The 18,596-nt window shown below is 39.6% G+C and carries 25 protein-coding genes; 22 read left to right on the top strand and 3 right to left on the bottom strand.

Features of this window, described 5'->3' with window-relative positions; translation table 11 throughout:
- From flhF to tsf, 15 genes are all read left to right on the top strand, one after another.
- Positions 1 to 1,251: a flagellar biosynthesis protein FlhF gene (flhF, locus tag RIL182_RS11095; protein ID WP_006857475.1), complete on the top strand. Its 1,251-nt coding sequence runs from the start codon at positions 1 to 3 to the stop codon at positions 1,249 to 1,251.
- Positions 1,252 to 1,255: 4 nt separating this feature from the next.
- A complete protein-coding gene (locus RIL182_RS11090) occupies positions 1,256 to 2,134 on the top strand; it encodes a MinD/ParA family protein (protein ID WP_022112312.1) in 879 nt (292 codons plus the stop codon).
- Between the two features lie 12 nt (positions 2,135 to 2,146).
- Positions 2,147 to 2,908 (top strand): flagellar brake protein, encoded by a 762-nt coding sequence (locus RIL182_RS11085; RefSeq protein WP_022112311.1) that lies wholly within the window; start codon positions 2,147 to 2,149, stop codon positions 2,906 to 2,908.
- Positions 2,905 to 3,969, top strand: a complete 1,065-nt coding sequence (locus tag RIL182_RS11080; RefSeq protein WP_006857473.1) for a protein-glutamate methylesterase/protein-glutamine glutaminase — start codon at positions 2,905 to 2,907, stop codon at positions 3,967 to 3,969. The genes RIL182_RS11085 and RIL182_RS11080 overlap by 4 nt, the downstream gene beginning before the upstream one ends.
- Before the next feature lies 1 nt (position 3,970).
- Positions 3,971 to 6,085: a chemotaxis protein CheA gene (locus RIL182_RS11075; RefSeq protein ID WP_015520447.1), complete on the top strand. Its 2,115-nt coding sequence runs from the start codon at positions 3,971 to 3,973 to the stop codon at positions 6,083 to 6,085.
- Between the two features lie 15 nt (positions 6,086 to 6,100).
- Positions 6,101 to 6,547, top strand: a complete 447-nt coding sequence (locus RIL182_RS11070) for a chemotaxis protein CheW (RefSeq protein ID WP_006857472.1) — start codon at positions 6,101 to 6,103, stop codon at positions 6,545 to 6,547.
- Between the two features lie 81 nt (positions 6,548 to 6,628).
- Positions 6,629 to 7,249 carry a chemotaxis protein CheC gene (locus RIL182_RS11065; protein ID WP_006857471.1) on the top strand — a complete coding sequence of 207 codons (621 nt, stop codon included), beginning with the start codon at positions 6,629 to 6,631 and terminating at the stop codon, positions 7,247 to 7,249.
- Positions 7,250 to 7,261: 12 nt separating this feature from the next.
- Entirely contained in the window at positions 7,262 to 7,747 is a 486-nt protein-coding gene (locus tag RIL182_RS11060) for a chemotaxis protein CheD (protein ID WP_006857470.1), read from the top strand.
- Between the two features lie 20 nt (positions 7,748 to 7,767).
- Entirely contained in the window at positions 7,768 to 8,043 is a 276-nt protein-coding gene (locus tag RIL182_RS11055) for a hypothetical protein (protein WP_006857469.1), read from the top strand.
- A 20-nt stretch (positions 8,044 to 8,063) separates the two neighbouring features.
- Entirely contained in the window at positions 8,064 to 8,828 is a 765-nt protein-coding gene (locus RIL182_RS11050; protein WP_006857468.1) for a FliA/WhiG family RNA polymerase sigma factor, read from the top strand.
- Positions 8,829 to 8,852: 24 nt separating this feature from the next.
- Positions 8,853 to 9,176, top strand: coding sequence for a hypothetical protein (locus RIL182_RS11045; protein ID WP_006857467.1), 324 nt, complete (start codon positions 8,853 to 8,855; stop codon positions 9,174 to 9,176).
- A gap of 20 nt (positions 9,177 to 9,196) precedes the next feature.
- Positions 9,197 to 9,871 (top strand): DUF6115 domain-containing protein, encoded by a 675-nt coding sequence (locus RIL182_RS11040; RefSeq protein WP_243128678.1) that lies wholly within the window; start codon positions 9,197 to 9,199, stop codon positions 9,869 to 9,871.
- Positions 9,868 to 10,449: an MltG/YceG/YrrL family protein gene (locus RIL182_RS11035; protein ID WP_006857465.1), complete on the top strand. Its 582-nt coding sequence runs from the start codon at positions 9,868 to 9,870 to the stop codon at positions 10,447 to 10,449. The genes RIL182_RS11040 and RIL182_RS11035 overlap by 4 nt, the downstream gene beginning before the upstream one ends.
- 235 nt (positions 10,450 to 10,684) lie before the next feature.
- Positions 10,685 to 11,428 (top strand): 30S ribosomal protein S2, encoded by a 744-nt coding sequence (gene rpsB / locus RIL182_RS11030; RefSeq protein ID WP_022112309.1) that lies wholly within the window; start codon positions 10,685 to 10,687, stop codon positions 11,426 to 11,428.
- Positions 11,429 to 11,511: 83 nt separating this feature from the next.
- The gene (tsf, locus tag RIL182_RS11025) at positions 11,512 to 12,447 is read left to right on the top strand and encodes a translation elongation factor Ts (RefSeq protein WP_006857464.1); all 936 of its coding nucleotides are present in this window, start codon (positions 11,512 to 11,514) and stop codon (positions 12,445 to 12,447) included.
- 74 nt (positions 12,448 to 12,521) lie between these two features.
- Here tsf and RIL182_RS22310 read toward each other — a convergent pair whose 3' ends face one another.
- A complete protein-coding gene (locus tag RIL182_RS22310; protein ID WP_154253351.1) occupies positions 12,522 to 12,686 on the bottom strand; it encodes a group II intron maturase-specific domain-containing protein in 165 nt (54 codons plus the stop codon).
- Between the two features lie 92 nt (positions 12,687 to 12,778).
- Here RIL182_RS22310 and RIL182_RS11015 point away from each other — a divergent pair, with 92 nt between their 5' ends.
- Complete coding sequence (locus RIL182_RS11015) at positions 12,779 to 13,249, top strand: GNAT family N-acetyltransferase (protein ID WP_015554185.1); 471 nt, start codon at positions 12,779 to 12,781, stop codon at positions 13,247 to 13,249.
- 49 nt (positions 13,250 to 13,298) lie between these two features.
- Positions 13,299 to 13,550 carry a hypothetical protein gene (locus tag RIL182_RS11010; RefSeq protein ID WP_005335687.1) on the top strand — a complete coding sequence of 84 codons (252 nt, stop codon included), beginning with the start codon at positions 13,299 to 13,301 and terminating at the stop codon, positions 13,548 to 13,550.
- A 50-nt stretch (positions 13,551 to 13,600) separates the two neighbouring features.
- On the opposite strand, the gene RIL182_RS11005 is transcribed toward RIL182_RS11010, so the two are convergent.
- Positions 13,601 to 13,909 (bottom strand): hypothetical protein, encoded by a 309-nt coding sequence (locus RIL182_RS11005; protein WP_006426016.1) that lies wholly within the window; start codon positions 13,907 to 13,909, stop codon positions 13,601 to 13,603.
- A gap of 113 nt (positions 13,910 to 14,022) precedes the next feature.
- Here RIL182_RS11005 and RIL182_RS11000 point away from each other — a divergent pair, with 113 nt between their 5' ends.
- Positions 14,023 to 14,238, top strand: coding sequence for a helix-turn-helix domain-containing protein (locus RIL182_RS11000; protein ID WP_005335690.1), 216 nt, complete (start codon positions 14,023 to 14,025; stop codon positions 14,236 to 14,238).
- A 192-nt stretch (positions 14,239 to 14,430) separates the two neighbouring features.
- On the opposite strand, the gene RIL182_RS10995 is transcribed toward RIL182_RS11000, so the two are convergent.
- Positions 14,431 to 15,114, bottom strand: a complete 684-nt coding sequence (locus RIL182_RS10995; protein ID WP_015554186.1) for a helix-turn-helix domain-containing protein — start codon at positions 15,112 to 15,114, stop codon at positions 14,431 to 14,433.
- A gap of 249 nt (positions 15,115 to 15,363) precedes the next feature.
- Between RIL182_RS10995 and RIL182_RS10990 the strand changes: the two genes are divergently transcribed.
- The 4 genes from RIL182_RS10990 to RIL182_RS10975 all read left to right on the top strand — a co-directional run bounded on the left by RIL182_RS10990 (position 15,364) and on the right by RIL182_RS10975 (position 18,389).
- Positions 15,364 to 15,693 carry a hypothetical protein gene (locus RIL182_RS10990; RefSeq protein ID WP_005335695.1) on the top strand — a complete coding sequence of 110 codons (330 nt, stop codon included), beginning with the start codon at positions 15,364 to 15,366 and terminating at the stop codon, positions 15,691 to 15,693.
- A 58-nt stretch (positions 15,694 to 15,751) separates the two neighbouring features.
- Positions 15,752 to 16,861 (top strand): replication initiation factor domain-containing protein, encoded by a 1,110-nt coding sequence (locus RIL182_RS10985; RefSeq protein WP_006857463.1) that lies wholly within the window; start codon positions 15,752 to 15,754, stop codon positions 16,859 to 16,861.
- A 4-nt stretch (positions 16,862 to 16,865) separates the two neighbouring features.
- The gene (locus RIL182_RS22165) at positions 16,866 to 17,045 is read left to right on the top strand and encodes an excisionase (RefSeq protein WP_080543107.1); all 180 of its coding nucleotides are present in this window, start codon (positions 16,866 to 16,868) and stop codon (positions 17,043 to 17,045) included.
- Between the two features lie 105 nt (positions 17,046 to 17,150).
- Positions 17,151 to 18,389 carry a tyrosine-type recombinase/integrase gene (locus tag RIL182_RS10975; RefSeq protein ID WP_005330087.1) on the top strand — a complete coding sequence of 413 codons (1,239 nt, stop codon included), beginning with the start codon at positions 17,151 to 17,153 and terminating at the stop codon, positions 18,387 to 18,389.
- The last annotated feature ends 207 nt before the right edge of the window (positions 18,390 to 18,596 follow it).

Raw genomic sequence — 18,596 nt, 5'->3', positions numbered from 1 at the left:
ATGACCATAAATAAGTATCAGGGAAAAACAAAAGAAGAGGCAATCGAAAAAGCAAAACAGGAGCTTGGCGAAGGCGCGGTTGTAATGAATGTAAAGGAAATCAAACCGACAGGTATGTTTAAAGCCTGGAAGAGTTCTGTGTTTGAGGTTACAGCTGCAAGAGAAGAAAAAGAGAATTTTGTAGATCCGAGACAGGTTGCTGATCTGACAGCAAAAACTGTAAAAACATTGAATCTGGCAGCAGATGAAAATATCAGTCCAAAAGAATTTTTAAATGACAGAACATCCGACATCCTGTCAGGACATCTTACAAATGCGCCGGAACTGCACGCAAAAGACGGATTAGAGAAAAGACTGGAAAACCTTTCTAATATTCTGGAAAAACAACTGTCCGTAGAAGAAAGCAGACAGAAGGAAGTAAAGGAAGAAGAGAAAGAACGTCAGGTTGTAAATCCGGAGGGACTGCAGTTTATCAAGATGCTTTACAGAACACTGCTGGAAAATGAAGTGAATGAAAAATATGTCAACCAGATCTTAGACGAAGCAGAGAAAGTGATGCACAGTGGAAGTAGTGTGGATGCCATATTGTCAAATGTATATCAGAAGATGATCTTAAAACTGGGACAGCCGGATACAATTTGTGTTTCCGGGAAAAAACCAAGAATTATTTTCTTTGTGGGCCCGACGGGCGTCGGAAAGACAACTACGATTGCTAAGATTGCATCCAAGTACAAACTGGAAATGGGAATGAAGATTGCGTTCCTGACGGCGGATACTTATCGTATTGCGGCTACGGAACAGCTTCGTGTGTATGCAAATATTTTAGATGCACCAATGAGTATCATATACTCAGCAGAGGAAATGAATGCCGCAATCGAAAGAGTCAGTGAGTATGATCTTATTTTTGTTGATACGGCAGGTTTTTCCCATAAGAATGATGAACAGTGCAATGATATGAAAAAAATGCTTGCAGGTCTGGATGCAGCATATGAAAGAGAGGTATATCTGGTAGTCAGTGCAACAACCAAGTATAAAGATCTTTTGGAAATTGCTGACCGCTATAAGGAGATTGCCGATTATAAACTGATATTTACAAAGCTTGATGAAACGGAAGCGTATGGTAATATTTACAATATCAAGATGTATTCGGGAGCACCACTTTCCTATATGACAAACGGACAAAATGTACCGGATGACATAGAGGAATTTAATACACAAAAAATAGTAAAACAACTTCTGGGAGGCAGATAATGATATGGATCAGGCTCAAAATCTCAGAAATGTAATTAAAGTAAAAAATCAGAGCCGGAAACTGGATGCACGCGTGATTACCGTGACGAGTGGAAAAGGCGGAGTTGGAAAGTCAAATGTTGCAGTAAATCTTGCTGTGCAGATCAGTAAAATGGGAAAAAAAGTCCTGATTTTTGATGCTGATTTTGGTCTTGCCAATGTTGAAGTTATGTTTGGCGCAGTTCCACGTTATAATCTGGGAGATTTTCTGTTCCAGGGAAAAAGCATGACGGAGATTATAACAGAAGGTCCTATGGGAATAGGGTTTATCTCTGGCGGAGCAGGAATCTTGAGTATGAACCAGCTTGCGGATGAACAGATCAGATATCTGGTTCGCGGTCTGGCTGAATTAGATCGGTATGCAGATGTGATCCTGATTGATACAGGGGCAGGAATTTCAAACCAGGTTATGGAATTTGTAATGGCAAGTCCGGAAGTACTTGTTGTTACGACGCCGGAACCGAGTTCTTTGACAGATTCCTATTCATTATTGAAAGCATTGTATCATAATCCTTTATTTTCACGCGAACAGACAGATATCCGGATTGTGTCAAACCGGGTGATATCCAGTGAAGAAGGGCAGCAGGTATATGAAAAACTGAATTCTGTGGTAGAACAGTTTCTGGATGGTTCTGTAAATTATCTTGGAATGATCCCGCAGGATCACATGCTCGAACGTTCGGTAAGACAGCAGAAACCTGTTTCGTTGAATGCACCGTTGGCGAAGTCGGCAAGAGCGTTTGAAGTTATGGCTTCAAATCTGATTTTACAGGAAGAAAAATTACCGGATAAACGGTTGGGGCTTGCCAGAATGTTTTCAAATTTTTGGCAACAGAAATACTAAGGAGGAATGGATATGAAGGTTTCAGACATTATACGTATCGGCGATAAGATAGATATCCGTGTTCTTCAGGAAGTTGAACAGGCAGAAAAAACGGACGTCACAGTGAAAACATATAAAAGTAAGGTGCTTGATTTCTGCTCGAATGGAAATATGGAAATAGCCATGCCGATGGAGGCTGGTAAACTGGTGCTGTTACAGCTTGGAGTTCGTTATGAACTTGTATTTTTCTCACGCGAGTCATTGTATCGGACAGTTGGCCAGGTTAAGGAGCGGTATAAAAAAGATAATATATATATGCTTGAGATGGAATTGAAATCTCAGCCGGAAAAGTTTCAGCGAAGAGAATATTTCAGATATCCGTGTCTTCTGGATTTTAAATATTATGAACTGACAGCAGAACAGGCCATGCTTGACAGTGTGGATGCTATTTTTTCGGAAATCCGTGATGAACATTTTTATGAAAAAGAACGAAAAGGAAAAATCATGGATTTAAGTGGCGGAGGAATCCGTTTTACAACAGAACAGGAACAGAAACCGGATTCCTGGATTCTGGCAGAGCTGAGACTGAAAAGCCAGACAATGGATAATCAGTATTATATTGTTGCAAATGTGATTGAAACAAGTAAAATAGAATCAGCGGCAGAATACAGGTTTATGTCGCGTGCAAAATTCAGTATCAAGAATGATCGGGTAAGGGAAGAAATTATCCGTTACATCTTCGAAGAAGAGAGAAGAATGCGTCAGCAGAATAGCAGTGAGAGGATAAAAAAATGAAAAAAAATATTCTGGTTGTTGATGACTCTGCACTCATGAGAAGGGTGATCTGTGATATTATTAATTCAGATGAAACATTTCAGGCAATCGATACCTGCAGAGACGGTCTGGATGCACTTGAAAAATTAAGGGCAAAAAGATATGACGGCGTGGTGTTGGATGTTAATATGCCGCGGATGGATGGACTAGCTTTATTAGAGCAGCTTCAAAAAGAAAGAATCCGTGCAACGGTCATTATGGTCAGTACTACGACTACAAAGGATGCCGAAGTTACCATGCTTGCCATGGAACGGGGGGCAGTTGATTTTGTGCCGAAGCCGACGAATGTGATCGAGGCAAAAGGTGAAGCATTTAAGGGTAAACTTCTTGGAGTGCTGAATGCAGTTTTAAAAACACAGAAGATGGCTTTGGGCAGCAAATCGGCTGAAACACCGGAAAAAGTAGTCTTGCGCAGAAACACGGAGCCGGTTCGAAGCAGAAATAAATTAGTTGCATTGGCATGTTCGACGGGAGGTCCGAAAGCTCTTCAGAGTGTGATTCCATATCTTCCCAAAAATCTGGATGCACCAATGGTTTTAGTGCAGCATATGCCTGCAGGATTTACAAAATCCATGGCAGACAGACTTAACGAAGTCAGTGACATACATGTCAAAGAGGCGGAAGATGGAGATGTGCTCAAAAAGGGAACGATATATATTGCTCCCGGCGGAAAGCATATGGAAATAAAGAAAAGTCCTGACGGAAGCCATAAAATCAGACTCAATGATGAATTGCCTCCTATCGGCGGATTAAAACCGTGTGCAGACATTACTTATGATTCGTTGCGAACCTGTGGATATGATCAGATAGTGTGTGTTGTACTGACCGGTATGGGAGCAGATGGTACCAAGGGAATAAAATCCTTAGCAAAGAGTAAGCCGGTATATGTGATATCGCAGAATGCCGAGACTTGTGTGGTATACGGAATGCCTAAGTCGATTGCTGAAACCGGACTGGTAAATGAAGTGGTTCCTCTTACACAGGTTGCTCAAACAATAACAAAGAATGTGGGGGTACAGTAATATGGATGTAAGCCAATACCTTGAAATTTTTATTGATGAAACAGAAGAACATCTGCAGACTTTAAGTGACTGCATTATGGAACTTGAAAAAGAACCGGAAAATATGGATACTATAAATGAAATTTTCCGCGCAGCCCATTCCTTAAAGGGTATGGCAGGTACCATGGGATTTAAGCGCATGCAGCGACTGACCCATGATATGGAAAATGTTTTTCAGGAAGTCAGAAGTGATAAAGTTAAAGTTAACAGTAATATGATCGACCTGCTCTTTAAATGTCTGGATGCGATCGAGAGTTATCTGAACAATGTAAAGGCAAGTTCCGATGAGGGAACGGAAGACAACGAGCTGATCATTAAAGAACTGAATGATTTTATCGCCGGTGAGGAGAATGCGGAGAAGAAAGAGGAAGAAGCTCCGGCTCCTAAGAAAGAAAATACAGATGATGCGGCTAAGAACGGTGAAAAGAAATATTTTGAATTTGAACTGAACAGTTCAGACCGCACAAAGTTAAAAGAGGCAGAAAACAATGGTTTACATATTTATGGAATGACCGTATATATTCAGAAAGAATGTCTGTTAAAAGCTGCTCGTGCATTCTTAGTATTCAAGGCAGTAGAGGAATTTGGAGAAATCATTGTATACAATCCAACTTCACAGGAAATCGAAGATGAGCATTTTGATAATGATTTCAGTTTTTTCATCACGTCAGAAGAACCTTACGACAAGATTTTACAGGCAGCCCAGTCTGTATCTGAAATTGAAAAAGTAGTCGGTGAAGAAGTAAAATGTGAGGTGCTTGAAGAAAAACAGGCACAGGCAGAAAAAGCTGCAGCAGAGGAAGCCGCAAAGACAGAGGCTTCTGCACAGGCAGAAGCAGCACCGGCTCAGGAGACAAAACCTGCACCGGCAAAAGCACCTGCAACACAGAACAATAAGAAACAGACTGTTGCAAAACCGGTGACAAACCGTACTGTCCGTGTTGATATTGAAAAGCTGGATGCCTTGATGAACCAGGTATCTGAGCTTATCATTGCAAAGAACAGTCTTGTGGCAATCGGATCCACTGAGTCCGGTGATTTCCAGAACCAGACCTACCATGAGCAGATCGAGTATCTGGAGCGCATCACTACAAATCTGCATGAGTCAGTTATGAAAGTTCGAATGGTTCCAATCGAGAGCGTTGTAAATAAATTCCCTCGTATGATCCGTGATCTTTCAAGAAAGCTCAATAAGAAGATGGAACTTTACATGACTGGTGAAGATACAGAGCTTGACCGTACCGTTGTTGACCAGATCGGAGATCCGCTGCAGCATTTACTGCGTAACTCCGCAGACCATGGCCTTGAGGATAACGAGACACGTGTTGCCCTCGGTAAACCGGAAGTGGGAAGCATTTTCTTAAATGCATTCCAGGAAGGTAATAACGTAATCATCCAGGTAGGAGATGATGGTGCCGGTATCGATGTGGCTGCAGTACGTGATAAAGCGATTGAGAGAGGAATTATCACAGAAGAACAGGCTGAGAGCATGAGTCAGAAAGACATCATCAACATTTTGTTCCTGCCAAGTTTCTCTATGTCAAAGACGATTACCGATATTTCCGGACGAGGTGTTGGACTTGATGTAGTTAAGTCTAACATTGAGGCATTAGGCGGAGATGTTGAAGTTAAGACTGCAATGGGCGAAGGAACTACCTTTACGGTACGTCTGCCACTGACACTTGCAATTATCCAGGCCCTGATGGTAGAAGTAAGAGATGAAAAATACGCGATCGCACTTGGTTCCATCTCCAACATTGAAGATATTCCGGTTAAGGATATCAAATATGTGGAAGCTCAGGAAGTAATCCATCTGCGTGGCAAGGTTATTCCGTTAGTAAGACTTGACAATGTGCTTGATCTTGAGCCAAGGGAAGAGCCGGAGAGCCTGACCGTTGTTATTGTAACGAAAGGTGACAGTATGGCAGGTCTTGTGGTTGATAATCTGATCGGACAGCAGGAAATCGTAATCAAGTCGCTTGGAAAATACATTGACAATAACAAACTGATCAGCGGTGCAACGATTCTTGGAGATGGCGAAGTTGCATTGATCTTAGATGTGAATACGTTAATGTAATGGAGGGTACTTAGCATGGCAAATAATAATCTTGAAACAACGGAAAAAGAATCCAAACAATATATCGTTGTTATGGTGGGCAGTGAGCAGTATGGAATTGATATCAGCTATATTGATAACATTGTCCGCATGCAGAAAATTACAAGAGTTCCAAAAGTACAGACATATTTTAAAGGTGTAATTAACCTTCGTGGTGAGGTTGTTCCGGTTATGAGTGTACGTAAGAAAATGGGACTTGAAGATGATGTCCTGACAAATGCGAGCAGGATCATTATCTTAAAATTAGAAGAAAATGCTTCCCTGGGTGTCATCGTGGATGAGGTAAGAGAAGTTGTGAATTTAAGTGAGGATGAAATTGATAAAGTTTCCAATAAAGGAAGATTTATCAATGGAATCGGCAAGCATGGAGATCAGTTGATTTCTCTGCTTGAGATCAATGCACTGGTAGAAGAAAATAATTAATAAAAAGGTGGGATTTTATAGAATGTAAAGTCCCACCGGATTTTTACCTGGTGTGCAAAATGAGAGGAGAATCAGCAATTCATGGGAAATTTAACGTTGGAAGACGTAAATAATATGTATCTCGATGTCTTAAAAGAGATTGGCAATATCGGTGCAGGAAATGCAACTACGGCAATTGCAAATATGCTGGGCATGAAAATAGACATGAATGTTCCAAATGTAAAACTGATGGAAGTATCAAAATTGGGAACTGCTGTCGGTGCAGAGGATGAAACAATTGTTGGCATTTTCTTAGAGGTAATGAATGACATCGAGGGTAGTATGATGTTTCTGGTAGATATTCCATCGGCACGTTATCTTGTCAACAAACTGATGATGGAAGATGTGCCAGCGGACAAACCGTTTGACGAAATGGAACTATCCGCATTAAAAGAAATAGGAAACATCATTGCAGGTTCTTATTTGTCAGCTCTTTCTTCTATGACAAATCTTGTGATTTCTCCGTCTGTTCCATATATTGCGGTGGATATGGCAGCTTCTATCTTAAGTGTGCCGGCTATTGAGTTTGGACAGTTTGGTGATAATGCACTGCTGATTCAGACCGAGATCTGCGCAGACGTGGCGATCAACGGATATTTTATATTGATGCCGGAGCAGGGATCCTATGAAAAGATATTAACGTCACTTGGAATCTCATTGTAAGGAGAAGGATATATGAGCGAAGTAATAAAAGTGGGCATGGCAGATTTGAATGTATGTAAAGCCCCTGATGTTATTACAACTTTGGGATTGGGCTCGTGTATTGGTCTGGTATTTTATGATCCGGTATCAAAAGTTGGGGGAATGGTTCATTATATGCTCCCGGACAGTACAAAGGTCAGAAATAACAGTAATATCGCAAAGTTTGCAGATACGGGGATTGACGAATTATTACGTCGGGTAATTGCAGCAGGAGCAAATAAAGGCAGATTGATCGCTAAGATTGCCGGGGGTGCAAGAATGTTTGAGGTAAGTGGATTGTCAGATGTTGGTAATATCGGTGCGAGAAATGCAGAGGCAGCAAAAGCAAAATTAAAGCAGCTTGGAATCAGGCTTGTTGCAGAAGATACGGGACTTAATTATGGTCGCACAGTTGAACTTCATTGTGATACCGGGGAATTTTATATCAAGTCGGTAGGTAAACCGTTAAAGATTATCTGATAGAAAGGCATGGATGCATTATGAAAACAAAGCCGATACCAGCGATCGTTATGCTTGTGGCAGGACTTGTGGTCTGCATTGCAGGAATGGCGGGACATATGGAAACCGGCAGATTTGTAAAAATGCTGCTGGTTGTCCTGATTGTGTTTTATATCATTGGCGGAATTGTAAAACTGTTGATTGATAAGAATTTTAAGGATATGGAAGAAGAAACCACGGATGGTGAAGAAACTCCGGCAGAGGCAGAAGAGAAAGAAGAGCCAGAGCAGGAGAGCGATGAGCAGGATGAGAAATAACTGAAACGTGGGGGCTTCATATGAAAACGGTAGAAAAAGAAAAGCTCTGGGAAGAGTATCAGAAAAATCCTTCGGCAGAGCTGAGGGAGAAAATTATTATCGAGTATGCTCCGCTTGTACGGGTTGTGGCAGGGCGGCTTAGCATGTATCTCGGATATAACGTGGAGTATGAAGATCTGGTTAGCTATGGTATATTTGGACTGATAGACGCGATAGACAAATTTGATCGCGGAAAGGATGTAAAGTTCGAAACTTATGCAAGCTTAAGAATACGTGGATCCATATTAGACCAGATAAGAAAAATGGACTGGATTCCACGGACAGTGCGGCAAAAACGCAAGAAAATTGAGGAAGCGATCAAGCAGATTGAAACCAAAACAGGGCGAAATGCCTCGGACGAAGAAATAGCACAAGAATTAGGAATCGGTGAGGAAGAATTAAATGACTGGCAGACACAGTTGAATGTTACAAATGTTATCTCACTGAATGAATTTGTAGAACAGGGTGGAGAACCTGTGATGGATGCAAAAAACAATTCGCATTTTATTCAGCCTGAGGAGTCTGTTCAGGAAGAAGAACTAAAAAAGGTTTTAATGGAATCGCTGGAGCTTTTGACAGAAAAAGAGAAAAAGGTTATTTTGTTATATTATTATGAGGATCTGACGTTAAAAGAAATCAGCAGCATACTGGAAGTTTCGGAATCAAGGGTTTCACAGCTTCATACAAAAGCGTTGTTAAAAATGCGCAAAAAGATGGGAAACTATATGGGAATACTGATTGACTGACAGTAAGTCCGGAGGTGATATGTTATGTCGATAAGACCAGTTGATTTGAGCGGTATGATACAACGAACGCAGGATATTGGCAATATTAAGCATGCGGAGGATAGCAGACCGGTTGCAGATCAGTATAACATTGAAGTAAGGCAGGAAAAACAGGAATCTGATTTATCACACAAAGTACAGGATCCGGAACAGAAGGACAATCAGGAATTCCGATACGATGCCCGGGAAAAAGGGAATAACAGCTATAGCGGTAATGGAAAAAAGAAAAAAAAGCATGGCCAGCCGGATGAGGATGAAGGAAGTGTTCATATTAAGGAACGCAGGACCAGCTTTGATGTCAAAATATAATGAAAGGCATAACGGTTGATATGACTGGAATAGTATTTTTTTTGCTTCTGACGGGGGTTGTTTTTATGGTTGGAAGCTTTTTTATCACGGAACGTTTATCTCCTTCCGAATTAAATAAGATTACAGAATTAAGTAAAGATGAACTGGGCAGGATCATTGATGGTGCTTTAGCAGATGCTAAGAGCAAGGTAGAAGAGTCAATTGAGGCACAGATTGATGCTTCTTCAGAACAGGTGGAGAGGGCATTGGAAAAAGAAACAAATGAAAAAATCATGGCCATCAGCGAATATTCTGACACGGTTATGGAAAATATGAATAAGACGCATAATGAGATTATGTTTCTTTATAATATGCTGAATGACAAACACACAGAACTGACAGGTCTTGCTACGGATTTACAGAAGATTGCAGCAAATGTCAAGAGCATACAGGAAGGAATGGCAAAGAAAAAAGCAGCGGAGCCAGCACCTGTGCCAAAGCCGGAGCCGGCAGCAAAAAAAGTGGAGACAAAAGAGCAGGAAGTCCCGGTCTTAAAAAAGGAAGAAGAACCTGAAACGGAGGAAAACCATACAGGCAGGATCCTCGAAATGCGTAAAAAGGGAATGCAGAGTGTTGAGATTGCAAAGGCACTTGGGGTAGGACTCGGAGAGGTAAATCTTGTACTTGGACTTTATAAAGGGGATACAGATTCGTGAAACTAAAATATTATTTAAGAGGACTTGGCATAGGTATTATTGTCACAACGATCATTCTGGTAAGTTGTTTTTCGATGCAGAAGCCTAAAATGACGGATGAACAGATTATAGAAAAGGCTGCACAGCTTGGTATGATTATGCCGGAACAGAATAGTGCGGTAATTGCAGAAACAGAAACCACGGAACCGGAAGAGACGGAGCAAAAAAACGAACAGCAGATAGCTGCTGAGAAATTACAGCAGGAGACAGAAACACAGATGGAAGTGCCGAAGGAACCGGAAACAGAAACTCCGCAGGAGTCTGTGGTATCGGATACTGAAAATGCAGAAAACGCGGAACAGACACAGCAGGAACCGTTTACATTGGTTGTAAACCGTGGGGATGTGTGCAGAACAATGTGCGAAAATCTTGCAGCCAATGGTGTGATCGATGATTCGGAAGGACTGCGAAAATATTTAAGTGAGGTTGGTTATGCTTCCTTTATCAGTGCTGGAACCTACCAGATTCCATATCATGCATCTTATGAAGAAATTACAAATATTTTAAAAGCCGGTCCAATGGAACAACAGCAGCAATAAAACAGAGTAAATGAGAAAAATACGCCCTAATCAGAAAAAAGTACTTGATTCTGGTTGGGGCGTGTGTTATAATTTGCAAGGTTATGACGGAATAAAAGAATATTCCGAGTAAACACATGTGTGGACCGACAGGCTGGTGCCAGATGGTCGCCTGAAAGAATGAAACACATGGAAGCAACTTATAAAAAGCCGGACGCACAGCTTTTTATAACAACAAAAACCAGGAGGTAGAAACATGAGCGTTATTTCAATGAAACAGTTATTAGAGGCAGGTGTTCACTTTGGACATCAGACAAGAAGATGGAACCCTAAAATGGCTCCATACATCTACACAGAGAGAAACGGAATCTATATCATCGACTTACAGAAATCCGTTGGTAAAGTAGATGAGGCTTACAAAGCAGTATCTGATATCGCAGCAGCAGGTGGCACAATCCTTTTCGTAGGAACAAAGAAGCAGGCTCAGGATGCAATCAAAACTGAGGCAGAGCGTTGTGGAATGTTCTATGTAAATGAGAGATGGTTAGGTGGTATGCTGACCAACTTCAGAACTATCCAGAGCCGTATCGCAAGATTAAAAGAGATCGAGACAATGGCAACAGATGGTACTTTCGAAGTATTACCGAAAAAAGAAGTTATCGCACTGAAAAAAGAGTGGGAAAAATTAGAGAAAAACCTTGGTGGTATCAAAGAGATGAAGAAGATTCCGGATGCAATCTTCGTAGTAGATCCTAAGAAAGAAAGAATCTGTATCCAGGAAGCTCATACTTTAGGAATCAAATTAATCGGTATCGCTGATACAAACTGTGATCCGGAAGAGTTAGATTATGTGATCCCAGGTAATGATGATGCTATCAGAGCCGTTAAATTAATCGTATCTAAGATGGCAGATGCTGTTATTGAGGCAAATCAGGGTGCAGAGATGACTGCAGAAGAAGCAGAGTCTGCAGCAGCTGATGAGGCAGTAGAGGAAGCATAAGATTTGTCATTTGTGACAAAACAAAAGGGACGCAGGTTAACGTCCCTTTTATATCATAAAATATAATTTTGGAGGATTGAAAAATGGCTATTACAGCAGCTATGGTAAAAGAACTGCGTGAGATGACCGGCGCAGGTATGATGGATTGTAAAAAAGCATTAAACGAGACCAATGGAAACATGGACGAGGCTGTTGAGTTCTTAAGAAAGAACGGACAGGCTAAAGCTGAGAAGAAAGCAAGCAGAATCGCAGCAGAAGGTCTTTGCACCGTTGTTGTAAAAGATGATACGACAGCAGCAGTTGTAGAGGTTAACTCTGAGACTGACTTCGTTGCTAAGAATGAGACATTCCAGAGCTTCGTAAAAGCAGTAGCAGCACAGGCTGTAAACTCTGATGCAAAAGATATGGATGCATTTATGGCTGAGGCATGGAACGAGGATGCTTCTAAGACTGTTAATGATGCATTAGTAGAGAAAGTAGCTGTAATTGGAGAGAACTTAAAGATCCGTAGATTTGAAAAAGTTGTTGCAGAGCATGGCTGCGTCGTTTCTTATGTACATGGCGGCGGAAGAATTGGTGTTATCGTAGATGCTGATACAGATGTTGTCAATGACGCTGTAAAAGAAGCTATGGTTAATATCGCAATGCAGATCGCAGCTTTAAATCCAAAATACGTTTCCAGAGACGAAGTAAGCGCTGATTACATCGCACATGAGAAAGAGATCCTTTTAGCTCAGATCATGAACGATCCGAAAGAGTCCCAGAAACCGGAGAAAGTGATCAACGGTATGATCGAAGGACGTATCAGCAAAGAGTTAAAAGAAGTATGCTTAGTAGATCAGGTATACGTAAAAGCTGAGGATGGAAAACAGACAGTTGCTAAATACCTTGATGAGGTTTCTAAAGCAGTTGGATGTACTGTAAAAGTTAAGAGATTTGTTCGTTTCGAGACAGGTGAAGGTCTTGAGAAGAAACAGGAAGACTTTGCAGCAGAAGTTGCAGCTCAGATGGGAAACTAATTTATCAATCGCAAGACTGGTAAAAAGCAAATTAAATAGCGTATTTAAGCGGTTTCTGCCTATTTTGACAAGTGTTATGAACTACTGTAAAATCTCACAAAATATCGTGCTATTTTGGGTACAGATTGGGTAGGGTATTGGGTAAAGAAATTTACCCAACCTCTTAACGAGGAATTTACTTGTTGTTTAAAAATAGAAAGGGAACGCTGTGAGTGTTGAGGGTGTATTGCATTTTGCAATATGCCCTCAAATTTTTTAAAAAAATAATGTTAAAGATTGGGGAATATGCTAGAATAAGAGAAATAAACAAATTAGAATTTGAGGTGGAGATATGTATGAAATACGAAAAATACATAGCAATGAAGTAATGGAAGCCCTTGCTTTAGCATTAGAAGTGTTTTTACAATTTGAAGCACCGGACTATAAACCGGAGGGAATTGAAACATTCAAGCGAGATATAGTTGAAAATGATGAATTTATTTCAAAATGTCAACAAGGTATCTGCCCTATATATGCGGCGTTTGACAAGGGTAAAATGATTGGAATTATCGGTATGTATTCAAACAGGAAGCATATCAACTTAGCATTCACAAAGAAAGAATATCATCGTCAAGGTGTAGCTACTTCAATTTTTCAGTATCTTTTAGCAGATATTTTGAAAGATGCTCCAAAGTTGCACGAGATTACTTTAAATTCGTCACCATACGGTAAGCCATTTTATCTTCATATCGGATTTAAGCCACAATCAGACGAGCAAGAAATAGACGGGATTAGGTTTACCCCTATGAAGTACACAATCTGATAAACTTCAGTTTGTAAAATTGAAAAATGTGAATTTGGAGGATAATAGGATGTTAGAATTTAGATATGATACTCAACTTTTGATTGAAGGCGAAAATCTTGATGAAGATAAAATAAATGAATATTTCACAAATAATTTTAAAGGAGATTGCTTATTGGCGGTTGGAGATGAAGAATTGATTAAAATTCATTTTCATACAAATGAGCCATGGAAAGTGTTAGAATATTGTTCTCAAATCGGAGAAATCTATGATATTGTTATTGAAGATATGGATAGACAGGCGAGAGGGTTAAAGGGGTAAATTCCATATTATTGCAGACAGTTTTTTTATTGACTGTCTGCTTTTTCTTTTTAATTATAATTGATAGTGGTACTATAAAATGGTTCATATCCATTGCGAAAAGACCATTTAGAGTGATACAGATTGATTGTAAGAATAGTAGGAGTTCCGTTGATTTGATTATGTTCTGCTTCGATTTCCGCTATTACTTCATCTGTATTCCAGTATTGATATACAATAACTTGTAGTTCGGTATCACGATTAGCCCCATTGCTGAATGACATACTGTTAAATACAAGATAATCGGGCAAGCTAATGTAATAGAGAATGCCTGCAAGCAAGACTAGAATAATAGTGGCAAATAACAATTTCTTTTTCATTTTGATATACCTCTGTTTCTGTATAGTTATAGGGATAAGTATATAGTACCTCACTATATAGTGAATTACTACATAAAGATTTATTGAATATACTTTTATGTAGAGGTGAGGCAATGAAGTATGGACATTTGGAACTTCACATAGAGGAACTGCTGAAAGAAAAAGGAATTAGTAAGAATACCATTTGTAAGGAATTGGATATACCGAGGTCTAATTTTAATCGTTATTGCAGAAATGAATTTCAGAGATTAGACGCACAACTAATCTGTAAACTGTGCAGTTACTTGGAGTGTGGAATAGAAGAACTGATAGAGTATGTGAAAGAATGAGAGCCTGTCGGATTGAAGAAAATTCGTGCAGGCTTTTGTTGTGTCAAGAAAAAGAGAAAATGTAGTGAGGTCAAGGAACAAGGCGTAGCCGATACGCCGTAGGGCAGTCCTTGACGGAACGGACACAGCCAACAGCACCATGATACAGCAGAGGACTTGAAAGGTCGGAAACCTTGCAAGTCCTCTTGTCTGTTACTGGGCGTTATGCTTTAAGTAAAGTGCTTCTTTCTCCAGTTCCTTTTCAAATGCTTTTATGTGACCGTCTTGTATTCCGTTGTCGATATGAAAGCAGTCGTCAGTCTGTGAGTAGGAGAGCATGGTAACTTTCGGTTCATAGGTTGCTGTATCAATTCCATAATAGTAAATCGTGGCGGTTGTTAATACCATGTGAATGCTTTCAAAATCTCTTGTAAAAATTGTATGCCTGTCGGAATAAAAGAAATCAGACGGGCATTCATAGAATTGGGAACTATCCTCTTTCAAAAATAGTGGCAGTATGTGCATTGCATTTCCAGCACGATTGACAAGGACATAAAAGCGTGGAATGAGGGCGGCATATTGTGTCATCATGGCGATATATATATCATCTAAATCATCAAGAAGATACTCAGAGCAGGAGTTGTTATAAAAGACATATTGCAGGGCGTTATCGTTTTGACTTGTATGTTCCATAGGCACATTTTGTCCGTAAAGCCAACGCAAATCTACATCTAAGGAGTCGGCGATCAGTTCCATTTTATCGGCTTTGGGGTTGTATTGTCCCGAAAGATAGGAACTAAACGCCCCTTTGCTGATACCTGTATCTTTGACTATATCTACTTGTTTTTTATTTTTTGCTTTCATGGCAAATTTAATCCGTTCTGCGATTGTATTCATCTGAAAACCCTCTCTTTCCATATCTCGTTATAACTTTTCATATCTTATCGTCTAAGGACACTATACCACAAGTTCAGAAAAAAGAAAATAAAAAGTTTATAAAAAACTAAACTTCCTATTGCAAAACAAATATGTCTGTGCTAATATACAATTAAGTTCAGAAATAACTGAACCACAAACGACGTCGTAATAAGAAATTGAAAATATGAGAAACTGACCTATCGGTTCAACGGGGAGAAAGGAACGTGTATGCAGATTACATTGACAAAAGAACAGGTAAAAGAAGCATTTGGAGAACTTCGTTTCATGGGTGCGGATAACTGTTACCGCTATGATAAAGACAGTAAGAAGAAAACAGAGGAAGTGGAAGCCTTAAAACTTCATCTTGGAAGCATGAAGCTTGGGAACAGCGTGGATATTCGCTTGGAAGCAACGGAACTTCCGAAGATTGAGCCTTATGCGGTGGTGGAACTGGAAGAACCAGTATATGCCCCTTATGTGCAGAGAGGAAACTTTCCTGTATTAGTGGAGAAGATTACCTGTAAGGGTATCCGCCCTGTTGCAAACAAAAATATGTAGGCGGTCAAAGTTCCTGTCCTCGTTCTGACGTACCAAACGGCAGGTTGAGGGCAGGGCAATGGCAACGCCATTGCAGATAGGAGGTATGGTAAATTTGGAAGAAAGAAGCGGAAGTTTTCTTCCAGAACTCCCCTACACTAACAGGGGAGTAATACGACAGAAAGAAGCATTAAGTGCCTTGATAGACTGGTGTCAGATAACGATTAAGGAAGTTCCGTTAGAAGCAGTTATAGAAGATGTACTGAGAATACCTTTGGAACTTATGACCGTAACGGGTTATGAAAAGGGGATTGCAGGACATGAGGTTGTGGCAATCTTCGATAATATCAAGGTGCTAAAGCCGACAGGAAATGCACAGTATCAAGGCTTTCAGATTTTAATGAGTGGGAAAGGCTGTCGCAACTATGAGAATTTTTTACAACTCAATGAGGAAACATGGTTTGATTTCTTGAACAGAGTTTGCCAGTATCATATCAATGTTCCTCGGATTGATTTGGCGATAGATGATAGAAAACCTTATTTGAGTATTCCCGATTTGATTGTACGGACAAAAGAGGGATTGCTTTCCACAAAACTAAGGGAGATAGATTTTCACGACTCGGGAGAACTGAAAGAAGAAGTGTTTCAGAGTAAAGGTGGTAGTCTTTATCTCGGCAGTTCAGCCAGCAATTTGAGATTGGTATTTTATGAAAAAGGATATGAACAGAATAAAAAATATGGAACAGAATTAGACGAAAATTGGAATAGATATGAGTTGAGATTTCGGCAGGAAATGGCAGTTAGCGTAGTACAGGAATTATTGAGATATAGAGATGTGGCAGGACTGGCAATGGAAGTATTGAACAGCAAAATACGATTTTTAGAAAAGCCGACAGACAGCATGACAACACGAAAAAGGCTTTACCCAACCTATCAAGCGTGGGCGGAACTGATGAAAGATATAGGTAAGGTTAAACTTACCATGCAACCACAGAAGAAAAGTTTACAAAAGGTGTGGGAATGGTTAGAAAAGTATGTTGCTCCGTCTTTGAAACTGTTTGCAGAGGTTGGAAAGATAGAGAAAAGGGATTATATCGGTAATCTTGTAGCAAATGGAGAAATGAATATCACACAGAAACAGTTGTATGATGATTACATAAAAGCAAGAAGATTAGAGGAAAGGGGATAATCGTATAGAAAAAGCATTATTAAATTTAAAGGAAGTAAGTGAGTATCTTGGACTTGGAGAAACAAAGACAAGAGAACTCTTGAAAAGTAGAAACTGTCCGTTTTCCATGAAGATTGGGTATCGGTGGTATGCGAACAGAAGATTATTAGACACATGGCTAGAGCAACAAGCAAAAAGTTATTGAAGTTCTGATTGAAAAGGAGGCGAACTTATAGTAGTATATGGTTAAAATCACAGAAGTTCCCTTTTTATTTATCAAAATATTTGATTGATAGAAAGGGTAGAGATTATGGGTAAAGATTTAAAAGGAAAAGAATTAGGAACAGGTTTACGTCAAAGAAAGGACGGTAGATACGAAGCAAGAGCAAAGATAAACGGAATAGACATTAACTTGTATGATGTTGATTTGAAGAAATTAAAAATATTGTTTGAAAAGGCAAAAGAAGAAGCAAGAAATAATATTGATATGAAACGTCAGAAAATAACGCTGAATGAATGGTTTGAGGAATGGTTTGCAAATTATAAAATTCCTAATATCAAGGAAACAAGCGTGTTTCCTATGCGTAGCAAATATTATAATACATTTGGAAAAGCAATAGGGAATATGAAAGTGACAGATATACGGAACTTGGATATTCAACGTGTCATTAACGATATGAATAAGCAGGGGAGAGCGTCTTCCAGTATGCGAGATGCTTTAGGCAGAGTTCGGGAGTGTTTGGAGTCTGCAAAGAATAATCGTATTATAGACATCAATCCATGTTTTGAAATCAATGTACCTTGGGAAAATAAAACAGCAGAAAGACGTTTCTTATCAATGGCAGAGCAAACAAGGTTTTTGCAGGAAGTAGAGCATAACTGGTATAAAGAGATGTTTTACATTATGTTTCTGACGGGTATGCGAATTGGGGAAGTCGGTGGTCTGAAATGGGAAGATATAGACTGGAATAAGAAATGTATTAACATTCAAAGGTCTTTATCCTGTCAATATGAAAATGGAGTAAAGACTATGCGACTAACAAAGCCTAAAACACATAATTCATACAGAAGTATTCCGTTTATGGCAGAAACAGAAGAAATTCTGTTATCTCAAAAAGAAAAACAGAACAGGCAGAAAAAAGCCTATGGAAATCGTTGGCGTTCAAGTGGAGAATTTGATAACTTGGTGTTTACCACTTCTTTAGGAAGTCCAGTTATTCGGAATGTAGCAGAAAAAGAAATTAAGAAAGTAGTAAAAGCAATCAATTTTCAAGAAGCAATAGAAGCGGTAAAGGAAAACAGAGAGCCGATAGAATTTAAAGACCTTTATCCTCATGCAATCCGACATACATTTTGTAGCAGGTGCTTTGAAAAAGGAATGGACGCTAAAGTAGTGCAAATGCTAATGGGACATCAGCATTACAGTACAACGATTGACATATATACTCATGTGACAGAAACAAAATTTGAAGAAGAAATAGCAAAGTTTGGTAGCGTGAGTGAAAAACAGAAAGTTCAGAAAAATAAAAACTCTACCCAGTGTGCATAAAAGAGTACCCAACATAGCAAAATAAGAGAAATTTGCTTTCAACGGGAATGAAAAGTTTCTACCCAAAGGGAAATTGGGTAAAATGGAAGAGCAGAATTGAGGAAAGCGTAGAAAGCCTTATAAAATGGGCATTTGAGAAAACAGTAAATAAAAGTTGGCAAAACAGATGAACGCTTAATTTGGTTTTGCATTAAGTTTCTGAAAAGA

Origin of the sequence: Roseburia intestinalis L1-82 (assembly GCF_900537995.1) — a bacterium.
Classification (GTDB): domain Bacteria; phylum Bacillota; class Clostridia; order Lachnospirales; family Lachnospiraceae; genus Roseburia; species Roseburia intestinalis.
The sequence above is the reverse complement of the archived record's forward strand: the minus strand, read 5'-3'. Positions and strand labels throughout refer to the sequence as shown.

Excerpts from the sequence above, each read along its gene's own strand:
- rpsB (WP_022112309.1), top strand. The coding sequence starts at position 10,685 with ATGAGCGTTATTTCAATGAAACAGTTATTAGAGGCAGGTGTTCACTTT.
- RIL182_RS11015 (WP_015554185.1), top strand. The coding sequence starts at position 12,779 with ATGTATGAAATACGAAAAATACATAGCAATGAAGTAATGGAAGCCCTT.
- RIL182_RS10990 (WP_005335695.1), top strand. The coding sequence starts at position 15,364 with ATGCAGATTACATTGACAAAAGAACAGGTAAAAGAAGCATTTGGAGAA.
- RIL182_RS11060 (WP_006857470.1), top strand. The coding sequence starts at position 7,262 with ATGAGCGAAGTAATAAAAGTGGGCATGGCAGATTTGAATGTATGTAAA.
- RIL182_RS11090 (WP_022112312.1), top strand. The coding sequence starts at position 1,256 with ATGGATCAGGCTCAAAATCTCAGAAATGTAATTAAAGTAAAAAATCAG.
- RIL182_RS10985 (WP_006857463.1), top strand. The coding sequence starts at position 15,752 with ATGGCAACGCCATTGCAGATAGGAGGTATGGTAAATTTGGAAGAAAGA.
- RIL182_RS11085 (WP_022112311.1), top strand. The coding sequence starts at position 2,147 with ATGAAGGTTTCAGACATTATACGTATCGGCGATAAGATAGATATCCGT.
- tsf (WP_006857464.1), top strand. The coding sequence starts at position 11,512 with ATGGCTATTACAGCAGCTATGGTAAAAGAACTGCGTGAGATGACCGGC.
- RIL182_RS11070 (WP_006857472.1), top strand. The coding sequence starts at position 6,101 with ATGGCAAATAATAATCTTGAAACAACGGAAAAAGAATCCAAACAATAT.
- RIL182_RS11040 (WP_243128678.1), top strand. The coding sequence starts at position 9,197 with ATGACTGGAATAGTATTTTTTTTGCTTCTGACGGGGGTTGTTTTTATG.
- RIL182_RS11050 (WP_006857468.1), top strand. The coding sequence starts at position 8,064 with ATGAAAACGGTAGAAAAAGAAAAGCTCTGGGAAGAGTATCAGAAAAAT.
- flhF (WP_006857475.1), top strand. The coding sequence starts at position 1 with ATGACCATAAATAAGTATCAGGGAAAAACAAAAGAAGAGGCAATCGAA.
- RIL182_RS11000 (WP_005335690.1), top strand. The coding sequence starts at position 14,023 with ATGAAGTATGGACATTTGGAACTTCACATAGAGGAACTGCTGAAAGAA.
- RIL182_RS10995 (WP_015554186.1), bottom strand. The coding sequence starts at position 15,114 with ATGAATACAATCGCAGAACGGATTAAATTTGCCATGAAAGCAAAAAAT.
- RIL182_RS11065 (WP_006857471.1), top strand. The coding sequence starts at position 6,629 with ATGGGAAATTTAACGTTGGAAGACGTAAATAATATGTATCTCGATGTC.
- RIL182_RS11010 (WP_005335687.1), top strand. The coding sequence starts at position 13,299 with ATGTTAGAATTTAGATATGATACTCAACTTTTGATTGAAGGCGAAAAT.
- RIL182_RS11080 (WP_006857473.1), top strand. The coding sequence starts at position 2,905 with ATGAAAAAAAATATTCTGGTTGTTGATGACTCTGCACTCATGAGAAGG.
- RIL182_RS10975 (WP_005330087.1), top strand. The coding sequence starts at position 17,151 with ATGGGTAAAGATTTAAAAGGAAAAGAATTAGGAACAGGTTTACGTCAA.
- RIL182_RS11055 (WP_006857469.1), top strand. The coding sequence starts at position 7,768 with ATGAAAACAAAGCCGATACCAGCGATCGTTATGCTTGTGGCAGGACTT.
- RIL182_RS11005 (WP_006426016.1), bottom strand. The coding sequence starts at position 13,909 with ATGAAAAAGAAATTGTTATTTGCCACTATTATTCTAGTCTTGCTTGCA.
- RIL182_RS11075 (WP_015520447.1), top strand. The coding sequence starts at position 3,971 with ATGGATGTAAGCCAATACCTTGAAATTTTTATTGATGAAACAGAAGAA.
- RIL182_RS11045 (WP_006857467.1), top strand. The coding sequence starts at position 8,853 with ATGTCGATAAGACCAGTTGATTTGAGCGGTATGATACAACGAACGCAG.